Consider the following 25,608-nt stretch of genomic DNA (forward strand, 5'->3'; position numbering starts at 1 on the left):
ACACCGTCGTGGCGCGCGGCACGCCGTGGCACGACAAGCCCCCGGCGGCGGCCGCAGCCGCGATCCCATCTCTTGCCTGACCCAGTTTCTTTGTTCGACCGGAGCACCGTTTCTTCGTCCCGACCTGCCGTCTCCACGACGGCGCGCGCAGTGGCCGTCAAGGATGGCCGTTGCCTCAATCTCTCCCCTCGCCACGCTGCCGCCAGGCCACGCCTTGACGGCCGCGAGCACGGCGTCATGCTCAACGGCCGTCGGACAATCCAATTGCCCACAACCTATCGATCTAATGGTTGCTACGGCCTGCGAGCGTGGCGCTACGCCGCCCGTGGATCGTAGACGTACATGAAGTCCATGCATCGCGAGGTCACCGGCAGCAGCAGACTCAGCACTCGGTCACGAACCCAGGCGCCCGCTGCGCTGAACTCGCGCTTGCTGTTGCCGTTGCGGCGGGCGATCGCGACGATCTTTTCCGCGCGCGGACGGCGCTCGTGCTCGAAATTCTGGAAGGTGAGGCCGAGTTCCTGCCCGTCCAGCATCAGCTTGCCGAGCCGCATCGCGTCTTCCAGTGCCAGCGAAGCGCCTTGGCCGGCATGCGGGCTGGTGGCATGCGCGGCGTCGCCGATCAGGAGCGCGCGCTTGCGCGACCAGGTCGGCAGGCTCGCGACGTCGAGCGTGTCGGTCACCACGATATTCTCGGCGGCCTCGATGATGCGCGGAATCGGATCGTGCCAGCCATGGTGGAAGTCGCGTAGCTGCTGCTTCAGCGCCGCATGATCCATGGCGCGGAACGTCGCCGCGTCGATACCATGCGACGGCTGCGTGCTCCACCACATCGCGCCGTCCGCGGGGTCGGAGCTGCAGAAGCCGTAACCGAAGAAGCCGCTTTGGCCGAACGTGGTCTCGACGCGCCCGCCGATCGACCGGCCTTCGAGGACGGAGTGGGGCACGAAGCCGCTGAAACCAATCAGCCCGGTGTCGAAGGGTTCTGGCCCGTCGGGCACCACGTGGCGCCGCACCTTCGAATGCACACCGTCGGCGCCGATCAGAAAATCGCCTTCGGCGGTCGTGCCGTCTGCGAAATAAGCGACGATCGGGTGATCGGGCCGGTCGATGATCTTGACGAGGCGTTTCTCGAAATAAAGCTCGGCATTCGAGCACCACGCCTTGTTGAGAAGGATCTCCTGCAGCGTGGCGCGACGAATGTTCACCGCCGGCTGGCCAAAGCGCTTCTCCATGTCGCGGTTGATCGAGCCGAGCTTTCGGCCCGACTGCGAATAGAAATCGAAGGATTCTGCGATCGAGCCCTGACGGATCAGTTCGTCGGCGAGGCCGAGCTCGGCCATCACATGCATGCCGTTCGGCGCGATCTGCAGGCCGCCGCCGATGCCGCTCGAATGCGGCCGGCCCTCGTAGACTTCGACATCGTAGCCGGCACGCTTGAGGAAGATCGCAGCGACAGGACCGGCGATGCCGCCGCCAACGATCAGGGCCTTGCGGGGACGGCGGGGCATGGCTTGCTCCGTTCGGTTCCGTGGGTTACGAAAGGTCGGAAGCTAATTATCTTAATATCTAAGATATATAGCTGATAAGGTATGGTCGGAGCGTTGTCAAGGTTGAAACCGCGCGTGGCGTTGATGCAGGAATTGGAAGAGGCGATGCGGCGATCGTCCGCACAGGGCGTGCTGTACGGGCAAGCCGTTGCCAATGTGGCGGGAATCTCCGGGTCCGACCTCGAATGCCTCGACTTCCTCATCCTCGAAGGCCGCGTGACGGCCGGCCGGCTTGCTGAGGTCACCGGGCTCACCACCGGCGCCATCACTGGCGTGGTCGACCGCCTGGAGACGGCCGGCTTCGTGCGTCGCGAGCGCGACGAAACCGACCGGCGCAAGGTCTTCATCGTCACCGTGCCGGAGAATGTTGCCCGGATCGGCCGCTATTACGTGCCGATGCAGGAGGCGATGCATCGGCTCTGGAGCACCTATTCGGAGGCGGAGTTGCAATTGCTGGCGCGCTTCACCAACGAAGGCTACAAGGCCGTGCTGGAGGCGACCGAGAAGCTCAAGGGGCTGATCGATACGCCCGAGGAGAAGCCGGCTAAGAAGCGCGGACGGCCGCCTCGGCGGTGAGCGCCGGGTCGAAAGCCGCCCGGTAGTGCGCCGCGGCGGCATACATGCCCCACATCGCCCCTAGCATCATCCAGAAGTGGCGCCAATGGTCGGTGTCGATGATGAAGCTTTCCCCGACGGTGCCGAGGAAGGCTGCGAAGATCGCAAGGTAAGTCCGCTGCCAGGGCACGGGCAGGAAGATGTAGCGGAATCCGGTGATCACGGTGACGAAGACCAGCGCCGGGTAGGTGACGCCGGAGATCCAGCCCCCTGACATGAACGCGTTCAGATAGGAGTTGTGGGTGTCCTCGGGGAAGTAGTTGCGGAACTGCAGCGGACCGATACCAAAGGGCAGGTCGAGCGCCATCTGGGCGCCGAGGATGTGGCGGCCGAATCGGCCGAAGCGGCCTTCATCATAACTCTGGTCGAAACTCGCGCGCTGCTTGAACATCTCCGCGATCGTATCGAACGACAACAGGATCGCGACCAGCGCGACGGCGAGGATGGCGGCAACGAGCGCCATCACGATGATGCGCGAGCGTTCCGCCTGCGAGCGGCTGGTCAGCACCATCAGCGCCAGCATGAATGCCGCGGTGATGATCAGGCCGCCCCAGGCCGCCCGCGAGAACGCGAGCAGGATTGCCAGCGACATGATGCCGAAGGCGATGGTGTTGCGGAACGACTTGCCGAATGGATCGGACACGACGCTTTGCAGCGAGAACAGTGCCGGCAGGATCAGGAAGGCGCCGAGCACGTTCGGGTCCTTGAATGTGCCGCGGGCACGGCCATAGAGGGTCAGGAGATCATAGCCGCCGGGCACGAGATGGAAATAGCCGCCGATCGCCGCGAGCGATGCGATCATTCCGCCGACGATGAGGCCGCGCCGGAGCATGTCGAGCCGCGCCTCGGTATCTTCGGAGACGACCATGGCGAAGAACAGCACGGTGACCGCCATGTACCAGGACGTCGCGATCCAGGTTGCGATCTCCGGCCTGTCGAGTAGCTGGATGGCGCCGATGCTGTAGCCGATATTGAGCACGACAAGGGCAAGCAGTAGCGGCATCAAGGCCAGCCGCATCCGCACGCCCGTGGCGAAGAAGATGACGGCGGCCGTCAGGGTGACCAATTCGTAAGGGCTCGGCTCGATGAAGACGATGGCGCTGGAAGCGCCCGCCAGCCACACCATCGCGCGCTGCAGCGCCAGCACGCCGGGCGCGGCTTGCGGAAGGGAGGAGTTGGCTGTTGCGGCATAGGCCATCACGAACACACTCAACTCAACGAATCGTCATTGCGAGGAGCGAAGCGACGAAGCAATCCATCTATCCCTGGGCTGCGACATGGATTGCTTCGCGTCGCTCGCAATGACGGCTCTCAATACGCGTTCTCGCTCTTGGTCAGCAGCGAGAACGGCGTCTTCAGGAGAATGTAGAGGTCGAACAGCACCGACCAGTTCTCGATGTAGTAGAGATCGAATTCGACGCGCTTCTGGATCTTCTCGTCGGTGTCGACCTCGCCGCGCCAGCCGTTGATCTGCGCCCAGCCGGTGATGCCGGGCTTGACGCGGTGGCGGGCGAAATAGCCGTCGACGGCCTCGTCGAACAGGCGGTTCTGCAATTTGCCCTGCAGCGCATGCGGGCGCGGGCCGACGAGGGAGAGGTTGCCCTTCAGCACGACATTGAAGAGCTGCGGCAATTCATCGAGGCTGCTCTTGCGGATGAAGCGGCCGACGCGGGTGACGCGGGGATCGTCCTTGGTGACGACCTTGGAGGCGGTCGGATCGGCCTGATGATGGTAGAGCGAGCGGAACTTGTAGACATCGATCCGCTCATTGTTGAAGCCGAACCGCTTCTGGCGGAAGAGCACCGGGCCCGGACTGTCGAGCTTCACCGCGAGCGCCACCAGCCCCATCAGCGGCAGTGCGGCGATGAGGATCAGACCGCCGACGATGCGGTCGAACAGCCATTTCATCACCAGGTCCCAGTCGGTGATCGGCGCCTCGAACACGTCGAGCGTGGGCACCTTGCCGAGATAGGAATAGGAGCGGGGGCGGAAGCGCAGCCTGTTGGTGTGCGCGGATAAGCGGATATCGACAGGCAGCACCCAGAGCTTTTTCAGCATTTGCAGGATGCGGGTCTCCGCAGAGATCGGCAGCGCGAACAGCACGAGGTCGACGCGGGTGCGGCGGGCAAACTCGACGATGTCGTCGGCCTTGCCAAGCTTCGGGCTGCCGGCGCAAGTGTCCATCGCGCGATCATCGTTGCGGTCATCGAACACGCCGAGCACGCGGATATCGGTGTCGGGCTGTGTCTTGAGGGCTTCGACGAGCTGCTCGCCGTTTTCATCGGCGCCGACGATCACGGTGCGGCGGTCGAGCCGGCCGTCGCGCGCCCAGCGCCGCACCAGGCCGCGCAGGATCAGCCGCTCGACGATCAGGGCCGCGAGACCCAGGAAGAAGAATGCCGTCAGCCATACCCGCGAGATCTCGCTGCCGAGCTTGACCAGGAACGACACGCCGATGAACAGCAGGAACACGATCGCCCAGGACGAGATCATCCGCGTCGTCTGGCGCAACTGCCCGCGGAACATCTGGATTTCGTAGATATCGGCGGCCTGGAAGCAGACCACCGCCGATATCGTCATGGCGAGGATCGCGGCGACATATTCCCAGCGGAAGCTGGAGAGCGGCATCACGTACCAGAGATAAAGCGCGATGCCGACCAGGCTCAGCAGGATGAAATCGACGAGGCGAACGATGCCGGTGATGACGACCGGTGAATAGGCGCCGCGGACCTTTTCATTGGCAACGGCGAGGGCGGCCGGCGATAGCCTGTGGCGCCGTTCGACGGGCGGACGGTCGCCATCGGTCGTCGCCGCCGCATCCAGCATCGAGCGTGCGTTCATCGGTTCCACGTCGTCACGTCCGTTCTTGTGGCCCACATAGGGATGCGGATGCCGCTGCGGAATTGCCCCGCGTCACGGATTAGGGGAGAAATCGGAAGAAACGGTTACGTTGGTAAATGAGGTTAACGATTGGCAAACGCGTCGCGATAGCCGGCGAGGACGCCTTCGACCATCGCCTTTTGCGAAAAATGCGCGGAGATGCGCTCACGCAGCGCCGCTGCACGCGCCAGCGTCGCCGCGGGATCATCGAGCGCGCGGCTGATCGCCTCCGCCATGGCCTCAGCGTTGCTCGGCGCGAACAGCGCATCCGTATGCTCGCCGAAGATCTCGGGGATGCCGCCGACATTGGCTGCCACCAAAGGGATGCCTGCGGCCGCAGCCTCGATCACGACATAGGGCATGGAGTCGCCGCGGGAGGGAACGACCAGCAGCCTGCCTTTCGAGAAGCCATAGCGCGCCTTGACATGGCCGATGAAGCGTGCGGCCTCGCCGAGCGCGAGCTGCTTGACCTGCGTCTTCAGCTTCTCCGATTCCTCGCCGTCGCCGGCAAGCGTCAGCGTCACCGGCTTGCCGTCGGCGCGCAATTTCGCGACTGCCTCGATCAAGAGGTCGGCTCCCTTGATGTGCCTGAACTCGCCGACATAGACGATGTCGGTGACATCCTCGGCGCGCTCCACCGGATCGAACTCTTCCGCGGTCACGCCATTGAATACGCAGCGCACCACGCCGCTGGTCGGCGTGCCCACCGTGCGCTGATAGGTGTCGCGCGCGAAGGCGCTTTCGAACAGGAACAGCTCGGTGCTGTTCATCAGTGCGCGCTCGAGCCGGCTGTAGAAATTGCCCTTCAGCGTGTCGAGCGGGTAGTGCAGCGAGCCGCCATGCGGCGTATAGACGCGAATGGTGTGCTTCGAGTGCGGCCGGAGGCGGACATAGGCGCCGGCCTTGGCGCCATGGCCGTGCAGCACATCCGGCTTCAGCTTCCAGATCAGACCGGCGATCTGCGCCCAGACCATCGCATCGGCAAACCGCGGCTCGCGGCGAATGGCCACACGGCGAACGCCGAGCTTCAGGCGGGGTTCGATTTCCGCCAGCGCCGTGGCCGCGCGCTCGCCGCCGGTGATGCTGTCGGCGACGATGCCGACGTGATGGCCGCGCTCGATCTGTCCATTGGCGACGTCGAGGATATGGCGAAAAATGCCGCCGACAGGGGCCCGCACGACGTGCAGGATGCGGAGCGGCCGATCGGAATCCATGGTCACGTCAGACGCCCGTTGATGTGCGTACGATCGACGGCGCCGGCTGACGTGCCGCGCGCAAGGATCGAAAGCAGGCAAAAAGCGACGGCGCGCTGGCGACGCATCGTTGGGAATCCCGGCAAAATATCGCGGCTGATTAAGGACGTTCATAGTTAACAAAACATGACGCGCGGTGTGGGGCGCGCAGAGCTGCCCGCCAATCGGGTCGATTAACCCGGCGGCAACCTTAATGGAGTGTAATCGCCCCTGTTGAGGTAGATTGCGTGGCGTCCCCGCGGGAGTAAGCAATGCGTTTAGCGTTCTGGCGTGCAGGCAAGGACAGGGCCATGGTCCAGCGCGCGCTCGCAAAGCCTGCGCCCGCTGCGGCCGATCCTGCGCCGCTTGCTGCTTCGCCCGTCGGCGATCTCGACCTGCCTGCGCTCGGCCAGGCGCTGATGCGCAAGCGGAGCTGGATCATCGTGCCGACGGTGCTGGCGTTCACGCTGTCGCTCGCCGCGGTCAATATGGTGACGCCGCGCTACAAGTCGGAAGCGCGAATTCTGATCGACGGCCGCGAGAACGTATTCATGCGGCCGAGCGGCGAGCGCAACGAGGAACGCAACGTCGTCGATCCGGAAGCCGTCACCAGCCAGGTGCAGCTCCTGCTGTCGCGCGATCTTGCACGCGAGATCATCAAGAAGAACAAGCTTGCCGAGCGGCCGGAATTCGATCCGGTGCTGCAGGGTTTTTCGCCGCTGAAATCGCTGCTGGCGCTGTTCGGCATCGGGCGCGACCCGTTCTCGCTTACGCCGGAAGAGCGCGTGCTGGAAGCGTACTATGAGCGCCTGCAGGCCTACGCGGTCGACAAGTCGCGCGTCATCGTCGTCGAATTCCAGTCGCGCGATCCCGAACTTGCTGCGCGCGTCGCCAACTCGATCGCCGAAGGCTACCTGGTGCTGCAGCAGAATGCGCGGCAGGAGCAGGCGAAGACAGCGAGCCAGTGGCTTGCCGGCGAGATCGAGAATCTGCGGAAGAAGGTTGCCGACGCCGAATCCCGCGTCGAGGATTTTCGTTCCAAGTCGAGCCTGTTCATCGGCACCAACAACACCTCACTCTCGAACCAGCAGATGGGCGAGCTCAATACGCAGCTCAACAATGCGCGTGCGCTGAAAGCGGACGCCGAGACCAAGGCGCGGCTGATCCGTGAGATGCTACAGAGCGGCAAGCCGATCGAAGCCTCGGAAGTGCTGAATTCCGAACTGATCCGCCGCCTCAGCGAACAGCGGGTGACGCTGCGCGCGCAACTCGCCGAGCAGTCATCGACGCTGCTCGGCAATCACCCGCGCATCAAGGAATTAAAGGCGCAGCTTGCCGACCTCGATCGGCAGTTGCGCGAGGAGGCAAGCAAGGTCTCCCGGGCGCTCGACAACGACGCCCGCGTCGCCGGCGGCCGGGTGGAGGCGCTGAACGCAAGCCTCGATCAACTGAAGAAGCAGGCGACGTCCTATAACGGCCAGGACGTCCAGCTCCGTGCGCTCGAGCGCGAAGCCAAGGCGCAGCGCGACCTGCTCGAATCCTATCTGGCGAAATATCGGGAAGCCAATACGCGCGAGAACCTCGATACTGGACCGGCTGATGGCCGCATCATCTCGCGCGCCTCGGTCTCCAACACACCGGCCTATCCGAAGAAGCTGCCGATCGTGCTGATCGCGACGCTGGCGACGCTGCTGCTCTCTTCGGGCCTGATCGTCACCGGCGAGCTCCTGCGCATGACTGCGCCGCGCGCCGCTGCAGCACCTGCGGTCGCGCCGCAGATGGCGGCGCGAGCCCCGGTCCGCGCTCCCGCCGTCGCGACCGACGATGAGCCGGAACCAGAGCACGAGGTGGAGGCAGAGCCCGAGGTCGAAGCTGCATCCATCGCGCCGCAGCCGGAAGCCCCGACGGCCATTGGAGAGATCGAGCAGCTTGCCGCGGAACTGTGCCGGGCCGGCGCTGATGCACGCAAAGTCACGGTGTTGGGGACGGCCTCGAGCGAGAGCATCGCGCTGACCACGCTGACGCTGGCACGGCTGATGGCGCGTGAGGCCAAGGTCGCCGTCATCGATCTTGCGGCGGCGTCGCCGACGCTGACGGCGACCTCGACCGATCCCGGCGCGCCCGGGCTTGCCGAAGTGATGCAGGGCGAGGCGACATTCTCGGAGATCATCACGCGCGACCGGCTGTCGCGGGTCAATCTGGTCAGCGCCGGTCGCCCCGGTTTCGATCGCACCCAACTGCAGTCGCCGCGGCTGACGCTTGCGATCGACGCGTTGCTCCGCGTCTACGACCACGTGCTACTCGATGCCGGCATGGCTTCCGACCTGCCGGCCGATCTGTTGACGGTGCACGCCCGTGCCGTCGTGGTGCCGAATCCCTCGATGGCCGACGATGCCCGCCGCCTGATGTGCGAGCAGCTTGCCGCGGTCGGCTTTTCGGAAGTGACGATGCTGACGAAGCCGTGCGAGCCATCGGACGCAGTCGAGCCGGGCCCGCGCGTGGTCGCGGCGTAGACGCCGCTAGAGCTTTGGTTCTGATTGAATCAGAACCAAAGCTCTAGACTCATATTTTGACGCGTTTTCTTCACGCGAACCGGTGTCCACTTCGCTCGAAAACGCTCTAGCTAGCGGAACATGCTGCGCAGGTTTTGTGCGAGATCGAACAGCGCGGGATTGTGCTTGACCAGCCGTTTGGCGCGGTTGATGCCGGACATCGCGGTCGCCGCAGGCCTGCCGCGCCAGGTGAGCGGAATGAAGCTGTCGAAGATCGGCTCGTCGCTCTTGCAGAACAGCCGCTTGTATTCGTCTGAGCCGATGCCGAGATCGAGGGCGCGGTAGTTCAGCGCAGCGTAGTGATCGATGATGTTGCGCATCAGGATCAGGCCGGGGCTGAACTTGGCATTGCCTGACATCGTGTAGGTGTTGAACATCATCGAGAAGCGGTGGCCGTCGGCGACGCCAGCGAAGATCGCGATCACCTCGTCGTCGCATTCGAGCGCGTGGACATCGATGACGCGGCCGCCGTCCGGAAGCTCGGTCAGGCAGGCGGCGCGGACGAAATCCTCCACGCCCGGCTCGGCAAAGACATTCGGCAGCTTCTGTTCGGCCATGCGCTGCGGTTTGACGCGGAAAAACCAGTTCAAGATCCGCGTCACGTCGGCGTCGGTGGCGGCCACGTGATAGCGATAGCCGGGGAGCTGCTGCAGCTTGCGCTCCTTGCCCTTCAGCCGCCGCCGAAACGAATTGCTGATGAGGGTGGTGCGGTCAGCGCCGGGCTCGATGGCGAGCAGGGGACAGTCGTTGACCGAGGATTGGTGCGGAAGCCGGGCCAGCGGGTTCGGCAGATCGCGCCAGTTGAGCGGCTGCTGGTGCAACGCGAACACGTCGGCCTCGCCATGTGCCGCGATGGCCGAGACCATGGTCCTGAGATCGGCGGCCGATGCGCCGACGGCGAAGTCGCGGTCCCACAGCGCCATGTTGAAGGTGGCGTGCTTGCCGCCCATGAATCTAGCACAGCGGACGCCAAGAGCGGTCTCGAGCGTCAGCGGCAGCACGAACAGCGGCCGGCGCTCGCTATCATGACCGATCACGATGAATGGCGTGAGACCCTCGCGCGCGCCGACCTGCCGCTGCCAGGCGGCGAGGAAATCAAAGCGCTGGTAGGGCGTGCAGAACTGCTTTTCGAGACCGCGCCAGATCGGTTCGGCGGCTTCGAGATCGCGGATGATGTCGACGCCGGCAACGCGGCTTGTCTTCGACCACGCTTCCAACTCCGCTGTTCGTGCTTCGATCGCGGCAGCCATGGTCATTGCCGAACCCGTTATTAATCGATTATTTACAATTCGCCTTGGGCGACCTTCGCAGGGAAATGTCAACAAAGAGTAATAACAATCGTTAGACGGCGGTGCTCGAGGCTGGCACCCGCCGCGCGGTCAGGAATTTTGCATCCATTCGGGACCGTTCAGAGCTTTCGCGGTCCGCTATGCGCGGTCGGGGCGCGACATCCAGGCCACGATCGGCATTGCCGGCAACACCCAGCCGAGCCCGGCCACGACATAGAAAATCGCCTGCAGCACGCCTGAATCGGCAAGCCACGGCGTCTGCGCGACCGTCATGCCGAGCAGCGACCACACCACCACCAGCATCAGCAGGAAGATGGTTCCAAGCAGTTTGCGGGTGCGTATATTCATGGCCAACTGATCGACAGCTCGTGAGGCAAAGCGCGCCTTGCGCCTGCGAGTAGGCGGACTATAAGGGGCGCGCCAATCCGATCAAGCAGGACCATGACCGCACGTTCCGCCTCCGAGCCGTCCCAAAATGCCGCCGTCCGCTGGTGGCTGCTCTCGGTCGCAGCCCTGATCGCGATCATGGTGCTGGTCGGCGGGGCCACCCGGCTCACCGAATCCGGGCTTTCGATCGTGGAATGGAAGCCGGTCACCGGCACGTTGCCGCCGCTCACCGAGGCGCAATGGACGGAAGCCTTCGAAGGCTACAAGAAGATCCCGCAATATCGCGAGCTCAACGCCGGGATGACGCTCCATGAATTCAAGACGATTTTCTGGTGGGAATGGAGCCATCGCCTGCTGGGGCGTGTGATCGGCATCGCCTACCTGCTGCCGTTCCTCTATTTTCTGTGGCGCGGCGCCGTTGGCGGTGAGTTGAAAAAGCGGCTGTGGCTGATCTTCGGGCTTGGCGCGCTGCAGGGGGCGGTGGGCTGGTGGATGGTTGCGTCGGGCCTGTCCGAGAAGGTCGAGGTCTCGCAATATCGCCTCGCCGTCCACCTCATACTGGCGCTCCTGATCTACTCGGTGATCGTGTGGACGCTGCGACGGCTTACGGATCGGCCGCCCAATCCGGCGCCGCTGCGGCTGAAGATCACGGCCCTGCTGCTGCTGGCGCTGACTTTCCTGCAGCTCTATTTCGGCGCGCTGGTCGCGGGCCTGCGCGCGGGCAAGGTCTACAACACCTGGCCAGAGATTGATGGCGCATTCATTCCAGCCGCGGGGCGTCTGTTCTTCGAGCAGCCCTGGTGGCGCAACCTGTTCGACAATACGCTCACGGTGCAGTTCGAGCATCGCATGACCGCCTACGCGCTGTTGGCGCTGGCGATCGTGCATGCGATCGACGCCGTCCGTTCGCGCGCCAGCGGCGAGGCTATCGCCGGCGGCGCCTGGTGGCTGGTGGCGGCGATCATGCTGCAGGCGACGCTCGGCATCCTGACACTCTTGAACCAGGTGCCGATCGATCTCGCGCTCAGCCATCAGGCGATGGCGATCGTGGTGCTCACGCTGGTGGTCCTGCAGGTCGAGCGGCTACTGCCACGACGCCGTGAAGTGGGGCAGCCAAAGCTTGCCATGCCGATCGGCCAACCCAGCTGAATTGAACTATTCTAATCTATCGTTGCTGCAAGAAGTGCCTGTTTTATGCGGGTTTCTCGCCCGGTGCGACACTTGACGAAATTGTGCAGACCGACATCGCTTTACTTGAAAACCCCTGGCGATAGAACGAACCCAAAATGGTTTGGCTCATGTCGTCTGCATTCATTCAGGCCGCTGTTATCCTGCTGCGCGAAGGGCTAGAGGCGATGCTGGTAATCGCCGCGCTCGCCGGCTACCTGTCCAAGGTCGGCGCCAGCCATCGCATCCAGGCGCTTTATGGTGGCGCTCTCGTCGCCGTCGGCGCCAGCATCATCGCCGCCTGGCTGTTCGCGGTGTTCAATTCAGGCGAACACAGCGACATCCTTGAAGGCATCATCATCCTGGTTGCGGCGGCGCTCATGCTTTACGTCAGCGGCTGGCTCATGACGAAGCAGGATCCGAAAGGCTGGCAGGATTTTCTCGCCCACAAGGCCGATGCCGCGCTGGCGCACGACACGGAGTGGGCGGTCGGCGCGCTTGCCTTCCTCGCCGTGTTCCGCGAGGGCGCCGAGACCGTGCTGTTCATCAATGCGCTCGCGACCACCGAAGGCGGCTGGAGCGCAGGCCTGTTTGCCGGCCTCGGCGCCGCCACTGTCGGGCTTGCGGTGCTGTTCTATTTCATCAACCTGATCGCCCGGAAGATTCCGCTGCGGCCGTTGTTCATCCTGACCTCGGCCTTCCTGTTTGTGATGGCGATCAAGTTCATCGGGGAGGCCGTGCAGGAATTCCAGGAGCAGGCCCTTCTGCCGTTCACGGAACTGACGAGCCTGTCCTGGCTCGCCGATCTCGGCCTCAACCCGACCCTGGAAGCGCTGTCGCTGCAGTTCCTCGTGATCTTGTTCGCGCTCGCGAGCTATTCGGTGGTCCAGCGCAACAGCCGCCTCACGCGCCTGAGCAAGGCGTCGACCGGGGCTGCGGCCGAGTAAGGCCGCCCCGCTCAGAGATAATCAAGCCCGATATCGAGAGCGGCCGAGGAGTGCGTGACCCAGCCGACGGAAATGAGGTCGACGCCAGTTGCCGCGATGGCCGGTGCGGTGGCGGCGGTGATGCGGCCCGACGCTTCCGTGATCACCTTACTGCGGGCCATCGACACCGCCTGCCTGAGGTCGTCGACCGTCATGTTGTCGAGCAGGACCGCGTCAATCCCGAGCGCCAGCGCCTCTTCGAGCTGCGCCAGCGTGTCGACTTCGACCTCGATCTTGACGAGGTGGCCGACATGCGCCTTGGCGCGCTCGATCGCGGTGCGGATGTTGCCGGCAAGCGCGATGTGGTTGTCCTTGATCAGCACGGCATCGTCGAGACCGAAACGGTGGTTGCTGCCGCCGCCGGCGCGCACCGCGTATTTTTCCAATGCGCGCAGGCCCGGCGTGGTCTTGCGGGTGCACACGATCTGCGCTCGCGTGCCCTTCACGGCCGTAACCAACGACGCCGTTGCCGTCGCGACGCCGCTGAGGTGACAGAGGAAATTGAGCGCGGTGCGCTCGCCCGTCAGCAAGGCCCGCGCCGGGCCGTTGATGGTTGCGATCGTATCGCCGGGGGCGACGACGCTGCCATCGGGCCGTCCGATCTCGATGCGGATCGCCGGCGAAATGGTTTGAAAGGCGCAGCGTGCCACGTCGAGGCCGGCGACGACACCCGGCTGGCGCGCCCGCAACGCGAGCGAGGCACGCTGGTCGGCAGGAACGATCGCATCTGCCGTGATGTCGCCGGCGCGGCCGAGATCCTCGAGCAGCGCGGTTCGCACCAAGGGTTCGTACATCAGGGGTAGGAGAGGGTTGAGTGTCACGATCGGACGCTCCTGATCGGTAGCTCGGATTCAATGATCTCGCCGGCGACGCTGAGCGCTTCCGCGAGAGTGAAAGTGGAGGGTACGGCCGTGGGCAATGTGCCCGGAAAATCGGTGCGGTAATGGCCGCCGCGGCTTTCCCCGCGCCTCGAGGCCGCAACCGCGATCATCAATCCGACCAGCGCCGGATCAGCCGCGGCGCTGTTGCCCGTGGCGATCGGATAGAGATTGCCAATGACGCGCTCGATCGAGATCCGATCGCGCACCACGCCGAGGCCTTGCGAAACGAGGGGCCGCACCGTCGATGGATCGGATGCGGGCGGCAGCGCGGAAGGCGTGCGCAGCGCAGTGGCGCCACCAGTCGCGCCATTGACGCTCTCGGCGACCCATTGCGCGCAGACGATGGCCTCCATCAGCGAGTTGCTGGCAAGCCGGTTGGCGCCGTGCAGGCCGGTGCGGCCGACCTCACCGCAGGCCCACAAGCCCGTCACCGTGCTGCGGCCTTCGCCGTCAACGGCGATGCCGCCCATGTGATAATGCGCCGCCGGACGCACCGGGATCGGATCATCAGCCGGATCGATGCCGGCCATCCTGCAGAATGCGCTGATCACGGGATAGCGCTGCGCGAAATCGTTGCCCGGATGCTGGCGTGCATCGAGGAAGACGCGATGTCCTTCCACACGACGGCGCCAGACTGCGCGCGCCACGATGTCGCGCGGTGCGAGCTCGGCGCCCGGCTCGTTCGCCATAAAGCGCTGCCCGGTCTCGTCGATCAGGATCGCACCATCGCCGCGGATCGCTTCGGTCAAGAGCGGCATCGGCCGCGACGGTCCGTCGAAGGCAGTGGGGTGAAACTGGATGAATTCGAGGTCGGAAAGGACGGCGCCGGCGCGGGCCGCGAGCGCCAGCCCCTGGCCGAAACAGCCCATCGGATTGGTGCTGTCCTGGAACAGGCCGCCGATGCCGCCGGTTGCAAGGACGATGCGGTTGGTGGCGATCACCAGCGGACTTCGGTCGCTCGCAGCGAGCACGCCCCTGATCGCATTGTCTTCGACGATGAGTTGGCGCGCCTCAAAACCCTCGAGCAGTGTGATCGACGGACAGCGGCGCACGGCGGCGATCAATGCGCGCATGATCTCGCGCCCGGTGCCGTCGCCGGTGGCGTGAACGATCCGCTTGCGGCTGTGCGCGGCTTCGAGCCCGAGCTGCCAACTTCCGTCCGGCCTCCGGTCAAAGCCGACGCCGAGCCGCGCGAGACGCTCGATGGCAGCCGGTGCGGCAGCCACAATACGGCCCGCAGCTTCTTCGTCGCAAAGGCCTGCGCCGGCGGCGATGGTGTCCTGCAGATGCAGGGCAGGGGTATCGTCGTCGCCCACTGCCGCTGCGAGTCCGCCCTGTGCCCACATGCTGGAGGCCTCCGCCCCGAGCGGCGATTTCGACAGCAGCACGACCGGTGCGGGCGCGAGCTGCAGCGCCGTCATCAATCCGGCGGCGCCGCCGCCGATGATCACCGGTTGCGCGGCCGGTTCTGATACGTCCGTACTCATAGCGCCAGCATCCTTTCGACGGAACGCCGCGCGCGGTCGGCGATATCAGGATCGATCGTGACCTCGTGCTCGTTGGTCTCGAGCGCGTGTCGGATATTCTTCAGCGTGATCCGCTTCATGTGCGGGCAGAGATTGCAGGGGCGGATGAACTCGACGTCGGGATGGAGCACCGCGACGTTGTCGCTCATCGAGCATTCCGTCAGCAGCACCACGCGTGCCGGATGCTCCTTGCCGACAAAGCCGGACATGGCTGCGGTGGAGCCCGAGAAATCCGCTTCGGCCACCACCTCAGGCGGGCATTCCGGATGCGCCAGGATGGTAACGCCGGGATGATTCTCGCGAAGCTGGCGCACATCCTCGGCATTGAACAGCTCGTGCACTTCGCAATGGCCCTTCCAGGCCGTTATTTTCACCTTGGTCTGCGCGGCGATGTTCTGCGCCAGATATTCGTCCGGCAGCATGATGACATGCTCGGCGCCGAGCGATTGCACGACCGCGAGCGCATTGCCCGAGGTGCAGCAGATATCGGATTCCGCCTTCACGGCGGCCGAGGTGTTGACATAGGTGACGATGGGGACGCCTGGATAGCGCTCGCGCATCAGCCGCACGTCGTCTGCGGTGATGGATTCGGCGAGCGAACAGCCCGCCCCGAGGTCAGGGATCAGCACAGTCTTCTCGGGATTGAGCAGCTTTGCCGTCTCGGCCATGAAGTGCACGCCGGCGAGCACGATGACATCGGCATCGACCTTGGTCGCCTCGCGCGCGAGCATGAGGCTGTCGCCGACGATGTCCGCGACGCCATGGAAGATTTCCGGCGTCTGATAGTTGTGCGCGAGCACCACGGCGTTGCGCTTGCGCTTGAGGTCGAGGATGGCGTCGACGTCGTCGGCGAAGGTCGTCCATTCGAACGGCGGGATCACCCGTTTGACGCGGTCGTACAGCGGCGCAGTGCGCGCCAGCGCACTGGATTGGGTTCCGGCCATTTATGCTCTCCTTGAGTATATTTAACCTTATACTTATCCTGAGCATAATGGAAGTCAAGAGCGTGAGAGCGGGAGCTTGGTGCCGACGACGGCCCGCTCGGCGACAACGCCGTGGCGGAAGCGGAACAGCTTGGCCGGGCGGCCGACCGTGTCGGCGGCCATTGCGCCTGTCTCTTCAACGAGTTCCTGCTGCTCGATCAAGCGCCGAAAATTCTGTTTGTGCACAGTGCGGCCTGCAAGCGCCTCAACACTGCGTTGCAGTTGCAGCAGGGTGAATTCGGCCGGCATCAGCTCGAAGACGACCGGCCGGTATTTGATCTTGGCGCGCAGCCGCGCAATGCCGGTGGCCAGAATGCGACGATGATCCGATATCATGGCGCGGCCGGGTACGACGGCGTCTCCTGTGCGCTCGTCGCGAACCGCTTCGGGGATCAGCGAGGCCTCGTAGAGCAGCTCGTAGCGCTGCAGCACCAGCTCTTCATTCCATGTGCGATCGTCGAGGCCGAAGGTGATGGCGGCGCGCTGCCAGCGCGCCTTCTGCATGGAGGTGCTCTCCGCCGATTTCGCCCAGGCGCGGAGCCTGGGCGTCACGATCTTTGCGATCAGGGGCGGAGTACCGGCGCGATGATCTTCCCACGGGAAATACTCATACCAACCGGACCAGTGGCCCTCCGAGCCTTCTCGAACCTGATCCTCGCGGGTGAGGCCGAGATAGCTGATCGAAATGCGATGGGGTGCCCTGGCATCACCAGTGCGCCCGTGATCGGCGAAGGTATAGAGCTGCTCGACATAGCCGAGCGGGTGTCCGGTCTGTGCCTCGACCCAGGCCCGCAAGCCGGTCTGTAGCGAACGGTGCCCGAACTGGAACGGGCCGCTCGGCAGCGCGGTCGCATTCGCGATCGTCATGATCTTGGGCTCGCCTTCGGTCACCGCGACCAGTACGGCGACGAGGTCAGCGGTGATCGCGTCGATCGATGTCTCGGCCTTTCGCGGTACCTTTGCCACGCGGATGTCCTGTAGTCGCGGCTAGCAATAGCCGTAAACGCCGCAGGCGTACGGCAAGCGATTCCAGTAGGGACCACCGTAGTAGGGGCCCCCATAATACGGTCCGTCGTAGCTGTAGGAGAAGTGATTGCCGTAATAGCCGGGCAGGCTCGACGAGCCCGGCAGGATCGGCTCGCCATTGACGAACGGCACGTAAGGCACCACGGCGGCGGGCGTGAACAGCACGTCCGGATCCTGTTCGGCTACAACAATCTGGCGACCGCGGCGGACGTAGGGGGCGGATGTCACCGTTGTCCGATACTTGTAGTGCGGGTGCGGCAGGCCAGGCGGCAGTTGGCGGGCGGCTCGGTAGGCCGCGCGCTTGGTTGCAAGCGGGCCGTCGGCGGTAACGGCGGTTTCTGTTGCAAACACCGCAGCGAGAAGCGGCAACATCAGGCGCAGCATCATTCCTCTCCCGAATCGACCGGAGCCTTTCGACGCCAGTTTATGCCGGAACGATCGTTAATGAGAGACCCGTGATGCCAAATGCGGCGTCATTCCGGGATGGTCCGAAGGACCAGACCCGGAATCTCGAGATTCCGGGTTCGATGCTTTCGCATCGCCCCCGGAATGACAGGCAGACATCAAGCCCGCAGCGCCTGATCGAGGTCGGTGATCAGATCGTCCTTATCCTCGATGCCGATCGAGAGCCGGACCACGTCTGGCGCGGCGCCGGACTTGATCTTGGCGGCGTCGTCGAGCTGGCTGTGGGTGGTGGAGGCCGGGTGAATCACCAGCGAGCGGGTATCGCCGACATTGGCGAGATGCGAGAACAACTGCAGGTTCGACACCAGGCTGACGCCGGCGTCGTAGCCGCCCTTGAGACTGAAGGTGAACACCGCGCCTGCGCCCTTCGGCGCATATTTGCGCGCGAGATTGTTGTACTTGTCGCCAGGCAGCCCCGCATAGTTCACCGAGGCTACCGCAGGATGGCCTGCCAGGAATTCCGCGACCGCTTTCGCGTTGTCGCAATGCTTCTGCATGCGCAGCGGCAGCGTCTCGATGCCGGTCAGGATCATGAAGGCGTTGAACGGTGACAGCGCCGGGCCAAGATCGCGCAAGCCCAGCACGCGGCAGGCGATCGCGAAGGCGAAATTGCCAAAGGTCTCCTGGATCTTGATGCCGTGATATTCCGGGCGCGGCTCGCTCAGCATCGGATACTTGTTGTCCTTCGACCAGTCGAAGGTGCCGGCATCGACGATGATGCCGCCGAGCGAGTTGCCGTGGCCGCCCAGGAACTTGGTCAGCGAGTGCACGACGATGTCGGCGCCGTGGTCGATCGGCTTAATGAGGTAGGGCGTCGCGAGCGTGTTGTCGACGATCAGCGGCACGCCGGCCTTGCGCGCCACCGCAGCGATCGCCTCGATATCGGTGACGCTGCCGGCGGGATTGGCGATCGATTCGATGAAGATCGCCTTGGTGTGCGGCGTCACTGCGCGCTCGAAGCTTTCGATCTCGTCCGGATCGGCCCAGGCGACGTTCCAGCCAAAGCTCTTGAAGGCGTGGGTGAACTGATTGATCGAGCCGCCATAGAGTTTGCGCGCCGCGATGATCTCGTCGCCGGGCTTCATCAACTGCTGCAGCACGACCACCTGCGCGGCGTGCCCCGAGGCGACCGCGAGCGCCGCGGTGCCGCCTTCGAGGGCGGCGACGCGCTCCTCCAGCACAGCATTGGTCGGGTTGCCGATGCGGGTATAGATGTTACCGAACGACTGCAGGCCGAACAGCGAGGCCGCATGGTCGGCGTCGTTGAACACGAATGACGTCGTCTGATAGATCGGCGTCGCCCGCGCGCCGGTGGTGGGATCAGGCTGCGCACCCGCGTGCACTGCGAGGGTCGAAAATCCCGGAAGGCGATCGGTCATTCTAAGTGTCCTGTCTGCTTGGGTCGGAATGAAATGCGCGGCATGCTGATGGCAGCAATGTCCGCCGTCAAGGCGCATCGCGGGCTGCGTGCGCGTTCGAAACAGCGTGCTTCGTTATGCCGCGATATCGAAAGAATTGTTTCGTTGTTGCGTCACGTCGTCTCGGTCTTGTTCTTTGCGACGCGATCGGAAGCCGCGGTCTGGCCACCGCCGACGCTCATCCGGTTCAGCGACAGCCGCATGCCCTGTGTCGGCATCGGTGCGCGCTTGGCACTCAGCGTGCGCGAATTGACACCCATCCAGGAAATCTCCGACGACAGCCGGCCATATTCGATTTTCGGGCAGCGGTTCATCACGACCTTGATGCCAACAGCTTCGGCCTTTGCCGCGGCTGCGTCGTCGCGCGCGCCGAGCTGCATCCAGATCACCTTCGGCAATGGCGACAGCCTGAGCGCCTCCTCGACAACCGGCATGATGTGACTGGAGTTGCGGAAGATGTCGATCATGTCAATCGGCCGGCCGACGTCGGCGAGCGACGCGACGAAGGGCTTGCCGAGCAGGCTCTTGCCGACATAGCCAGGATTGACCGGGATCATGTCGTAGCCGCGCTCCGCCAGATATTTGAAGGCGAAATAGCTCGGCCGCACATTGACCGGCGAAGCGCCGACCATCGCGATCGACTTCACGCTGTTGAGGATGCCGCGGATGTAATTATCGGGGTAGGTGTCGTGGTTCATCTTCGATTCCTTCGACCCTCATGGTGAGGAGTGCGGCTACGCGCGTCTCGAACCATGAGGCCACAGACGGGCCTACATCCTTCGAGACGCCTGCTTCGCAGGCTCCTCAGGATGAGGATCACTTATCCTGCCATTTCGGTTCGCGCTTCTCGATGAAGGCGCCGATGCCTTCCTCGGCGTCGCGGGCCATCATGTTTTCGGTCATCACCTCGGCGGCGTAGCGGTAGGCATCAGTGAGGCTCATTTCGGCCTGGCGGTAGAACGCCTCCTTGCCGAGCTTAACGGTGCAGGCGGATTTCAGCGAAACCTTCTGGGCGAGCGCGACCGCCGCATCCCGTTCGGTTCCGGCTGCTACGACGTGGTTGATGAGCCCGATGTCGCGCGCGGTCGCGGACGAAATCGGCTCGCCCGTGAGCAGCATCTCCATCGCCTGCTTGCGCGGAACATTGCGCGACAGCGCCACCATCGGTGTCGAGCAGAACAGGCCGATATCGACGCCGGGCGTCGCGAAGGTCGCACTTTCCGAGGCGACCGCGAGATCGCAACTCGCAACCAGTTGGCAGCCCGCTGCGGTCGCAACGCCCTGGACGGCCGCGACCACCGGCTTCGGCAGACGCACGATCGCCTGCATCATGGCGCTGCAGGCGTTCATGATGCCAGCGAAATAGACGCGGCCGCGATCGGCATCGCTGCGGCGCGCGGTGAGTTCCTTCATGTCATGGCCTGCCGAGAAGGCAGTGCCGTTGGCGGCGATGACCACAGCGCGCACGGCGCCATCGTCATGAATCTCCCTGAGCGCGCCATGCAACTCGGCGATCAGTCCTTCGGAGAGGCTGTTGCGCGCGGCGGGGCGGTTGAGCGTCAGCACGGCGATGCTGCCGACCTGCTCGCGCAGGAGGATTGGCGGTTGCGGCGCTGTGGCGCGGGCGGCTTGGGGCATCTCCAAATTTCCACTAAGGCTTTTTTCAATTACGGCTTGGCCGCAACTTAATGTAACACGCGGACTGAATCGAGGGGCGGGGACGGCATGGCATTGGCGAAAATGAGTGTGGCTGAATTGGAAAGGTTCCTGCGCGAGGAATTCCCCCAGGCGTTCAGCGCGGACGACATCGTCATCGAGAACGCCGACGGCGAGACCTGTCTTTTGCGCCAGCGCTACAGCGACAGGATGCTGCGGCCGGGCGGCACGGTGTCGGGCCCGACGCTGATGGGGCTGGCTGATTTCGCGATGTATGTGGTGCTGCTGTCGGCGATCGGCCCGGTGGGCCTGGCGGTCACCACCAACCTCAACATCAATTTCCTCCGCAAGGGCCAGCCGGGGCAGGACGTGCTGGCGGCGGCGAGGCTGCTGAAGCTCGGCAAGCGGCTGGCGGTCGGGGAGGTCAACCTGCTTTCGGGCGATTCCCCGGATCCGATTGCGCATGTGACGGCGACCTATTCCATTCCAAACAAATAGGGTTTCCAGAGGTATTATCGCACCTTATTTATAAGCTATTGTTTCCATTGTACTAAATTGCATCAATCGGCATTGACGAATTTCATTCGATTCTCTAGAAAGCCGCCAATCCGGCGCCGCGGTTTTGCGCCGAAAACTCCTTTCCACGGACAGTTCACATGAAAACCTTTTCGGCCAAGCCCGCCGAGGTGCAGAAGAAGTGGGTCGTGATCGACGCCAAGGGCGTGGTGGTCGGGCGCCTCGCTACCATGGTCGCGATGCGCCTGCGCGGCAAGCATCTGCCCACCTACACGCCGCATGTCGATTGCGGCGACAACGTCATCATCGTCAACGCCGCCCACGTCGTGCTGACCGGTCGCAAGCGCGACCAGAAGGTCTACCACAAGCATACCGGCTATATCGGCGGCATCAAGGAGCGCAGCGCAAAGCAGATCCTGGAAGGGCGCTTCCCCGAGCGTGTGGTTGAGAAGGCCATCGAGCGCATGATCCCGCGCGGCCCGCTCGGCCGCATCCAGATGGGCAATCTGCGCGTCTATCCCGGCGCCGAACATCCGCATGAAGCGCAAAACCCCGAGAAGATCGATTTCGCTTCCGCGAACCGCAAGAACATGAGGGCCGCCTGATGTCCGATACCATGCAGTCCCTCGACCAGCTGGCGCAGCTCAAGCCGGCGGCTCCCGAGGCGCCGAAATATGTGAAGAAGGTCGACAAGTACGGCCGCGCTTACGCCACCGGCAAGCGCAAGGACGCGGTCGCCCGCGTCTGGGTCAAGCCGGGCTCCGGCAAGATCTCCGTCAACACCCGCGACGTCGAAGTCTATTTCGCCCGTCCGGTGCTGCGGATGATGATCCAGCAACCGCTGGTCGCCGCCGCACGCGCCGGTCAGTATGACGTGATCTGCACGGTTACCGGCGGCGGCCTGTCCGGCCAGGCCGGTGCGGTGCGCCACGGTATCTCCAAGGCGCTGACCAATTTCGAGCCGGAGCTGCGCAGCGTCCTGAAAAAGGGCGGCTTCCTCACCCGCGACTCCCGTACGGTCGAGCGCAAGAAGTACGGCCGCGCCAAGGCGCGCAAGTCGTTCCAGTTCTCGAAGCGCTAACCGCTTCATTGCAATTTGCAGCAACTGCGAAGGGCGCCGCGAGGCGCCCTTTTTGCTGGGCCTTTGCGGATCAATTGTCGCAGTTTTTCTCGAAAACTTTTGTATGCACGCAAACGGATTGCCAACGCGCAAGGCATAGCTTGAGCGATATTTATGGGCGCTCTCCTTCTTGGATCGCACCTTTGAGAACGTGGCATCACACGCTCTAGGCAGGGCTTATGTCGTTCGATATTTCGACGCTTTATCTGTTTGCCACGATGGTGGCTGGAATGCTCGGCGCCATGTTGCTGTTCTTCGGCAATCAGGAGAAGATTCCGGCGCTGACGTGGTGGGGCAGCGCGTATCTCCTCGGCGCGGCCGCGGTCGCGGCATCGACGATCGCGGGCTCCAGGCTCGGCGAAATTGCCTCGCTGGCGCTGAATGCAATGGGCTTCATTGCCTGCGGCATGGTGTGGAACGCCGCACGCGTGTTCCATCGCCGCAAGCCGAATGTCCCCGGTCTCGTGCTCGGCGCGATCGTGTGGGTCGGCGCCGCGCTGACCTTGCCTCCCGAGCAGCCCATGCTGAAGCTGACCATCGGTGCTGCGATCATTGCGATCTACGCGTGCCTCACCGCGGCCGAATTGTGGCGCGAGCGGCGGCGCGCAATGCAGCGGCGCTGGCCTGCACTCGCGGTGCCCGTGCTGCATGGCTGCGTGTTGCTGCTGCCGATTCTGCTCGGCAATTTCCTGCGTCCGCACGATGCGGCGTTCGGCGACAGCATCTGGCTGACGGTGTTCTCGGTCGAGCTCATTCTCTATGCGATCGGCACCGTCTTCGTGATCTTCATGCTGGTGTCGGACCGCGAGGTGACCGCGCACAAGACGGCGGCCTCGATGGATCCCCTGACCGGCATGTTCAACCGCCGCGGCTTTGCCGAGGCCTGCGCGCGGGTGATCGAACGCGAGGCCGAGGCCGGCCGTCCGGTGACGGTGATGATCTTCGATATCGACCACTTCAAGTCGATCAACGACCGCTTCGGCCATCCTGCCGGCGACGAGATCCTGAAATTGTTCGCAGCCGTCGTTGTCAACAACCTCCGCCTTACCGATCTCTCCGGCCGCATTGGCGGTGAGGAATTCGCGGCGCTGCTGCCGTGCTCGCTGGAGGAGGGCGTGCTCGCCGCCGAACGCGTGCGCGAGACTTTCCAGGCCTCCGGCATCGTCTGCGACGAAGGCCCGGTCGATACTACCGTCAGCGTCGGCGTTGCCGGCGGGCCGGCCGGCACCGAGCTCGAGGTGCTGCTGGCTGCCGCCGATACCGCGCTCTATCAGGCCAAGCGCGGCGGCCGTAACCGCGTCGAGGCCGCAGAGGAGTTGCCGCTGTCGCTGGAGAACTGGCGACGCAAGACCGCCGGCCTTGCAGCACAGGCGCGCGAGCGGCCGATCGCGGCGTGAGAGCGATTTGAGGGATGCGGGTAAGATTCCATTTACCATTCGATTCCTTATCATCCCGGGTATGGAATCGACCCGCCTTCACAACGCCCAATCCGCCTTTTTGTCGCTCGAAGCTGCTGCCGCCACGGCTCGCGGTGGATTCGGCTGCCTGTTCTCGACTTCGGATGAATACGAGACCGCGCTGATCGCCGAGCGCCGCGCCCAAGGCCGCTACGGCCGCCCGCGCAGCCCTTGGCCGATGCTGATGTTTGTGGGCATTGCGCTGATGGTCCTCGGCACGGTGCTCGTGTTCAACTAGGCTGACGGTACATCCCGCATAGGTGAGGGCGCCGGAAGGCGCCTTTTTCTTTTCCCTAAGCTGAGCTAGAGACGGGCTCTTTCCAGGGAGAAGCCCAAAATGGTCACCGAAATTGCACTCATCGACGTCAAGCCAGGCAGCGAAAAAGATTTCGAAGCCGCGGTGGAGAAAGCGCGGCCGCTGTTTCTGCGCGCCAAGGGCGGCAAGGGCTTCGAGCTGCACAGGTCGATCGAGAAGCCGTCGCGCTACCGGCTGGTCGCGAAGTGGGAGACGCTGGAGAACCACACCGTCGATTTCCGCAGCTCGGAAGATTTCGCCGCCTGGCGCGCGCTGGTCGGGCCGTTCTTTGCCGCGCCGCCGGAGGTCGAGCATACCGAGATCGTGGTGACGGCCTGAGGTCGCTCACGCGGCCACAGCCGGCTCCTTGGCCTTGAAGTGGTCGATCATGACCTTGGCGATCGCCATCAGGGGGAGCGCAAGCGCGAGCCCCCAGACCCCGAACACCACCCCAAGCAGGATCTGGAACGCAAACAGCGTGGCAGGCGGAATATCCAGCGCTTGCCTCTGGATGATCGGGGTGAGTATGTAGCTCTCCATCGCGTGCACGCCGAGGAACAGCAGGAAGGCGGAGAGCGCCGCGATCCAGCCCGAGGCAAGGCTTGCCAGCACCACGATCAATCCGCCCAGGATCGCGCCCACCGTCGGAATGAAGGCGAGCAGGCCGGCCTGGATCCCCAGGATGAACGAGCTCTGGATGCCGATGATCGAAAGCCCGATCCAGGTGACGAAGAACACCGCGCCCATGGTGATGATCTGGGCGATCAGCCAGCGCTCCAGCGTGTCACCGATACGGTCGACGATGATGGTGGCCTGCTCGCGATGCCTGGCCGGCATCACGAATAACAGCCCGGCGCGGTAGACGCTGGGCTGGGCGGCGAAGGCAAGGCCGAGAAACAGCACGATGAAGAAGTTGCCGACCGCGCTCACGGTGCCGAGCAGCACCTTGAGGGTCTGGCTGATGATCGCGCCACCGCTGGAGGCGAGCGCGCCGGCGCTTGGGAGACTGTGGGTTGCCGCTGCGCCCGGCGTCGTTGGCGTCGACGAGTCCGTCGGTACGGAAGACTGGTTGCTGAAATCGAGATAGCTGGTGTCGACACCGTGCTGCTCGAGGAGGGATTTCACGTACACCAGTTGCGACTTGATGGTGTCGCTGAGCGCGGAGGCCTGCTGGGCGATGGTGGCCCCGCCGAGGAAGACGACGCCTGACAACAGCGCCGCCAGCGCGAGGCAGACGATGGTCAGCCGCAGCGCATGCGGCAGCTTGACCATGTGGCCGAGCAGATTGGTGAGGGCGTTGAGCGCCACGCCGAGCAGGACCCCGGCGAAGATCAGGAACAGTGTCGCCGCGTAATGCCAGGCAAGGGCGAGCAGCGCCGCGAACAGCACGATGGCGATGCCGCCGACGCTGATCGCCCACGCCAAGTCGCTGCGGGCCCGAAGATGGTCGCCGCCCGGTAGTCTCACATTGATTCCTTCGCGCATCGATTGTTCTCACTTTGGCGTCAACATTCCACCAGGATCAAGCCGCGGCACATGTGCCGGTTTGCCGCTGTCCTGCGCGGGCGATGGCCGGCCGGACAGCGCCCGGTTCGGGGTCACGAAGG

Annotated in this window: 25 protein-coding genes; 10 read left to right on the plus strand and 15 right to left on the minus strand. The window is 64.1% G+C overall.

Translation table 11 applies throughout. The features are described 5' to 3' along the window. Nucleotides 1–314: 314 nt before the first annotated feature. Nucleotides 315–1,511 (minus strand): FAD-dependent oxidoreductase, encoded by a 1,197-nt coding sequence (locus tag J6497_RS25600; protein ID WP_225707055.1) that lies wholly within the window; start codon nt 1,509–1,511, stop codon nt 315–317. A 123-nt stretch (nt 1,512–1,634) separates the two neighbouring features. Between J6497_RS25600 and J6497_RS25605 the strand changes: the two genes are divergently transcribed. Then, complete coding sequence (locus J6497_RS25605; protein ID WP_225707132.1) at nt 1,635–2,126, plus strand: MarR family winged helix-turn-helix transcriptional regulator; 492 nt, start codon at nt 1,635–1,637, stop codon at nt 2,124–2,126. Here J6497_RS25605 and J6497_RS25610 read toward each other — a convergent pair. The 3 genes from J6497_RS25610 to J6497_RS25620 all read right to left on the minus strand — a co-directional run bounded on the left by J6497_RS25610 (nt 2,095) and on the right by J6497_RS25620 (nt 6,259). After that, entirely contained in the window at nt 2,095–3,363 is a 1,269-nt protein-coding gene (locus J6497_RS25610; protein ID WP_225707133.1) for an O-antigen ligase family protein, read from the minus strand. The two genes, J6497_RS25605 and J6497_RS25610, sit on opposite strands and share 32 nt — an antisense overlap. 113 nt (nt 3,364–3,476) lie before the next feature. Then, on the minus strand, nt 3,477–5,015 hold the full coding sequence (locus J6497_RS25615; RefSeq protein ID WP_225707056.1) for an undecaprenyl-phosphate glucose phosphotransferase: 1,539 nt from the start codon (nt 5,013–5,015) through the stop codon (nt 3,477–3,479). A 113-nt stretch (nt 5,016–5,128) separates the two neighbouring features. Beyond that, nucleotides 5,129–6,259, minus strand: a complete 1,131-nt coding sequence (locus tag J6497_RS25620) for a glycosyltransferase family 4 protein (RefSeq protein WP_225707134.1) — start codon at nt 6,257–6,259, stop codon at nt 5,129–5,131. A gap of 290 nt (nt 6,260–6,549) precedes the next feature. Here J6497_RS25620 and J6497_RS25625 point away from each other — a divergent pair, with 290 nt between their 5' ends. After that, entirely contained in the window at nt 6,550–8,790 is a 2,241-nt protein-coding gene (locus J6497_RS25625; RefSeq protein WP_225707057.1) for a GumC family protein, read from the plus strand. 110 nt (nt 8,791–8,900) lie between these two features. Here the strand turns inward: J6497_RS25625 and J6497_RS25630 are convergent, their stop codons facing one another. Further along, nucleotides 8,901–10,085, minus strand: coding sequence for a GNAT family N-acetyltransferase (locus J6497_RS25630; RefSeq protein WP_225707058.1), 1,185 nt, complete (start codon nt 10,083–10,085; stop codon nt 8,901–8,903). Between the two features lie 171 nt (nt 10,086–10,256). Continuing rightward, entirely contained in the window at nt 10,257–10,466 is a 210-nt protein-coding gene (locus J6497_RS25635; RefSeq protein ID WP_225707059.1) for a DUF2842 domain-containing protein, read from the minus strand. Between the two features lie 93 nt (nt 10,467–10,559). Here J6497_RS25635 and J6497_RS25640 point away from each other — a divergent pair, with 93 nt between their 5' ends. Then, nucleotides 10,560–11,654: a COX15/CtaA family protein gene (locus tag J6497_RS25640; protein WP_225707060.1), complete on the plus strand. Its 1,095-nt coding sequence runs from the start codon at nt 10,560–10,562 to the stop codon at nt 11,652–11,654. A 149-nt stretch (nt 11,655–11,803) separates the two neighbouring features. Beyond that, a complete protein-coding gene (locus tag J6497_RS25645) occupies nt 11,804–12,619 on the plus strand; it encodes an FTR1 family iron permease (protein WP_225707061.1) in 816 nt (271 codons plus the stop codon). 11 nt (nt 12,620–12,630) lie between these two features. Here J6497_RS25645 and nadC read toward each other — a convergent pair whose 3' ends face one another. The 8 genes from nadC to J6497_RS25685 form a co-directional block, all read right to left on the minus strand. Next, nucleotides 12,631–13,479 carry a carboxylating nicotinate-nucleotide diphosphorylase gene (gene nadC, locus J6497_RS25650; RefSeq protein ID WP_225707062.1) on the minus strand — a complete coding sequence of 283 codons (849 nt, stop codon included), beginning with the start codon at nt 13,477–13,479 and terminating at the stop codon, nt 12,631–12,633. Continuing rightward, the gene (locus J6497_RS25655; RefSeq protein WP_225707063.1) at nt 13,476–15,026 is read right to left on the minus strand and encodes an L-aspartate oxidase; all 1,551 of its coding nucleotides are present in this window, start codon (nt 15,024–15,026) and stop codon (nt 13,476–13,478) included. The genes nadC and J6497_RS25655 overlap by 4 nt, the downstream gene beginning before the upstream one ends. Then, the gene (gene nadA / locus J6497_RS25660; RefSeq protein WP_225707064.1) at nt 15,023–16,009 is read right to left on the minus strand and encodes a quinolinate synthase NadA; all 987 of its coding nucleotides are present in this window, start codon (nt 16,007–16,009) and stop codon (nt 15,023–15,025) included. Before nadA ends, J6497_RS25655 begins: the two co-directional genes overlap by 4 nt. A gap of 54 nt (nt 16,010–16,063) precedes the next feature. Continuing rightward, a complete protein-coding gene (locus J6497_RS25665) occupies nt 16,064–17,014 on the minus strand; it encodes an NUDIX hydrolase (RefSeq protein WP_225707065.1) in 951 nt (316 codons plus the stop codon). A gap of 21 nt (nt 17,015–17,035) precedes the next feature. Continuing rightward, nucleotides 17,036–17,446, minus strand: coding sequence for a hypothetical protein (locus J6497_RS25670; RefSeq protein ID WP_225707066.1), 411 nt, complete (start codon nt 17,444–17,446; stop codon nt 17,036–17,038). Between the two features lie 191 nt (nt 17,447–17,637). Next, nucleotides 17,638–18,918, minus strand: a complete 1,281-nt coding sequence (locus J6497_RS25675) for an O-acetylhomoserine aminocarboxypropyltransferase (protein ID WP_225707067.1) — start codon at nt 18,916–18,918, stop codon at nt 17,638–17,640. A 152-nt stretch (nt 18,919–19,070) separates the two neighbouring features. Continuing rightward, nucleotides 19,071–19,655 (minus strand): CoA-binding protein, encoded by a 585-nt coding sequence (locus J6497_RS25680; protein ID WP_225707068.1) that lies wholly within the window; start codon nt 19,653–19,655, stop codon nt 19,071–19,073. Between the two features lie 118 nt (nt 19,656–19,773). After that, complete coding sequence (locus tag J6497_RS25685; protein ID WP_225707069.1) at nt 19,774–20,595, minus strand: enoyl-CoA hydratase; 822 nt, start codon at nt 20,593–20,595, stop codon at nt 19,774–19,776. Nucleotides 20,596–20,682: 87 nt separating this feature from the next. Here J6497_RS25685 and J6497_RS25690 point away from each other — a divergent pair, with 87 nt between their 5' ends. The 6 genes from J6497_RS25690 (at nt 20,683) to J6497_RS25715 (ending at nt 24,340) form a co-directional block, all read left to right on the plus strand. Further along, complete coding sequence (locus tag J6497_RS25690) at nt 20,683–21,111, plus strand: PaaI family thioesterase (RefSeq protein WP_225707070.1); 429 nt, start codon at nt 20,683–20,685, stop codon at nt 21,109–21,111. 158 nt (nt 21,112–21,269) lie between these two features. Further along, nucleotides 21,270–21,734, plus strand: coding sequence for a 50S ribosomal protein L13 (gene rplM / locus J6497_RS25695; RefSeq protein WP_225707071.1), 465 nt, complete (start codon nt 21,270–21,272; stop codon nt 21,732–21,734). After that, a complete protein-coding gene (rpsI, locus tag J6497_RS25700; protein WP_225707072.1) occupies nt 21,734–22,210 on the plus strand; it encodes a 30S ribosomal protein S9 in 477 nt (158 codons plus the stop codon). Before rplM ends, rpsI begins: the two co-directional genes overlap by 1 nt. Before the next feature lie 218 nt (nt 22,211–22,428). Continuing rightward, a complete protein-coding gene (locus J6497_RS25705) occupies nt 22,429–23,646 on the plus strand; it encodes a GGDEF domain-containing protein (protein ID WP_225707073.1) in 1,218 nt (405 codons plus the stop codon). Nucleotides 23,647–23,707: 61 nt separating this feature from the next. Further along, nucleotides 23,708–23,944 carry a hypothetical protein gene (locus J6497_RS25710; protein WP_225707074.1) on the plus strand — a complete coding sequence of 79 codons (237 nt, stop codon included), beginning with the start codon at nt 23,708–23,710 and terminating at the stop codon, nt 23,942–23,944. A gap of 99 nt (nt 23,945–24,043) precedes the next feature. Continuing rightward, nucleotides 24,044–24,340 (plus strand): antibiotic biosynthesis monooxygenase family protein, encoded by a 297-nt coding sequence (locus tag J6497_RS25715; RefSeq protein ID WP_225707075.1) that lies wholly within the window; start codon nt 24,044–24,046, stop codon nt 24,338–24,340. Between the two features lie 6 nt (nt 24,341–24,346). Here the strand turns inward: J6497_RS25715 and J6497_RS25720 are convergent, their stop codons facing one another. Beyond that, the gene (locus J6497_RS25720; RefSeq protein WP_225707076.1) at nt 24,347–25,486 is read right to left on the minus strand and encodes an AI-2E family transporter; all 1,140 of its coding nucleotides are present in this window, start codon (nt 25,484–25,486) and stop codon (nt 24,347–24,349) included. Nucleotides 25,487–25,608 lie beyond the last annotated feature (122 nt).

The organism is Bradyrhizobium cenepequi, assembly GCF_020329485.1.
Taxonomy (GTDB): domain Bacteria; phylum Pseudomonadota; class Alphaproteobacteria; order Rhizobiales; family Xanthobacteraceae; genus Bradyrhizobium; species Bradyrhizobium cenepequi.

What these genes read in the sequence shown, in the direction of transcription:
- J6497_RS25715 (WP_225707075.1), top strand. Translation starts at nt 24,044, where the DNA reads ATGGTCACCGAAATTGCACTCATCGACGTCAAGCCAGGCAGCGAAAAA.
- J6497_RS25710 (WP_225707074.1), top strand. Translation starts at nt 23,708, where the DNA reads ATGGAATCGACCCGCCTTCACAACGCCCAATCCGCCTTTTTGTCGCTC.
- rpsI (WP_225707072.1), top strand. Translation starts at nt 21,734, where the DNA reads ATGTCCGATACCATGCAGTCCCTCGACCAGCTGGCGCAGCTCAAGCCG.
- J6497_RS25675 (WP_225707067.1), bottom strand. Translation starts at nt 18,918, where the DNA reads ATGACCGATCGCCTTCCGGGATTTTCGACCCTCGCAGTGCACGCGGGT.
- J6497_RS25705 (WP_225707073.1), top strand. Translation starts at nt 22,429, where the DNA reads ATGTCGTTCGATATTTCGACGCTTTATCTGTTTGCCACGATGGTGGCT.
- J6497_RS25690 (WP_225707070.1), top strand. Translation starts at nt 20,683, where the DNA reads ATGGCATTGGCGAAAATGAGTGTGGCTGAATTGGAAAGGTTCCTGCGC.
- J6497_RS25610 (WP_225707133.1), bottom strand. Translation starts at nt 3,363, where the DNA reads ATGGCCTATGCCGCAACAGCCAACTCCTCCCTTCCGCAAGCCGCGCCC.
- J6497_RS25630 (WP_225707058.1), bottom strand. Translation starts at nt 10,085, where the DNA reads ATGACCATGGCTGCCGCGATCGAAGCACGAACAGCGGAGTTGGAAGCG.
- J6497_RS25670 (WP_225707066.1), bottom strand. Translation starts at nt 17,446, where the DNA reads ATGTTGCCGCTTCTCGCTGCGGTGTTTGCAACAGAAACCGCCGTTACC.
- J6497_RS25635 (WP_225707059.1), bottom strand. Translation starts at nt 10,466, where the DNA reads ATGAATATACGCACCCGCAAACTGCTTGGAACCATCTTCCTGCTGATG.
- rplM (WP_225707071.1), top strand. Translation starts at nt 21,270, where the DNA reads ATGAAAACCTTTTCGGCCAAGCCCGCCGAGGTGCAGAAGAAGTGGGTC.
- J6497_RS25600 (WP_225707055.1), bottom strand. Translation starts at nt 1,511, where the DNA reads ATGCCCCGCCGTCCCCGCAAGGCCCTGATCGTTGGCGGCGGCATCGCC.
- J6497_RS25620 (WP_225707134.1), bottom strand. Translation starts at nt 6,259, where the DNA reads ATGGATTCCGATCGGCCGCTCCGCATCCTGCACGTCGTGCGGGCCCCT.
- J6497_RS25625 (WP_225707057.1), top strand. Translation starts at nt 6,550, where the DNA reads ATGCGTTTAGCGTTCTGGCGTGCAGGCAAGGACAGGGCCATGGTCCAG.
- J6497_RS25680 (WP_225707068.1), bottom strand. Translation starts at nt 19,655, where the DNA reads ATGAACCACGACACCTACCCCGATAATTACATCCGCGGCATCCTCAAC.
- nadA (WP_225707064.1), bottom strand. Translation starts at nt 16,009, where the DNA reads ATGGCCGGAACCCAATCCAGTGCGCTGGCGCGCACTGCGCCGCTGTAC.
- J6497_RS25645 (WP_225707061.1), top strand. Translation starts at nt 11,804, where the DNA reads ATGTCGTCTGCATTCATTCAGGCCGCTGTTATCCTGCTGCGCGAAGGG.
- J6497_RS25605 (WP_225707132.1), top strand. Translation starts at nt 1,635, where the DNA reads ATGCAGGAATTGGAAGAGGCGATGCGGCGATCGTCCGCACAGGGCGTG.
- J6497_RS25685 (WP_225707069.1), bottom strand. Translation starts at nt 20,595, where the DNA reads ATGCCCCAAGCCGCCCGCGCCACAGCGCCGCAACCGCCAATCCTCCTG.
- J6497_RS25720 (WP_225707076.1), bottom strand. Translation starts at nt 25,486, where the DNA reads ATGCGCGAAGGAATCAATGTGAGACTACCGGGCGGCGACCATCTTCGG.
- J6497_RS25655 (WP_225707063.1), bottom strand. Translation starts at nt 15,026, where the DNA reads ATGAGTACGGACGTATCAGAACCGGCCGCGCAACCGGTGATCATCGGC.
- J6497_RS25640 (WP_225707060.1), top strand. Translation starts at nt 10,560, where the DNA reads ATGACCGCACGTTCCGCCTCCGAGCCGTCCCAAAATGCCGCCGTCCGC.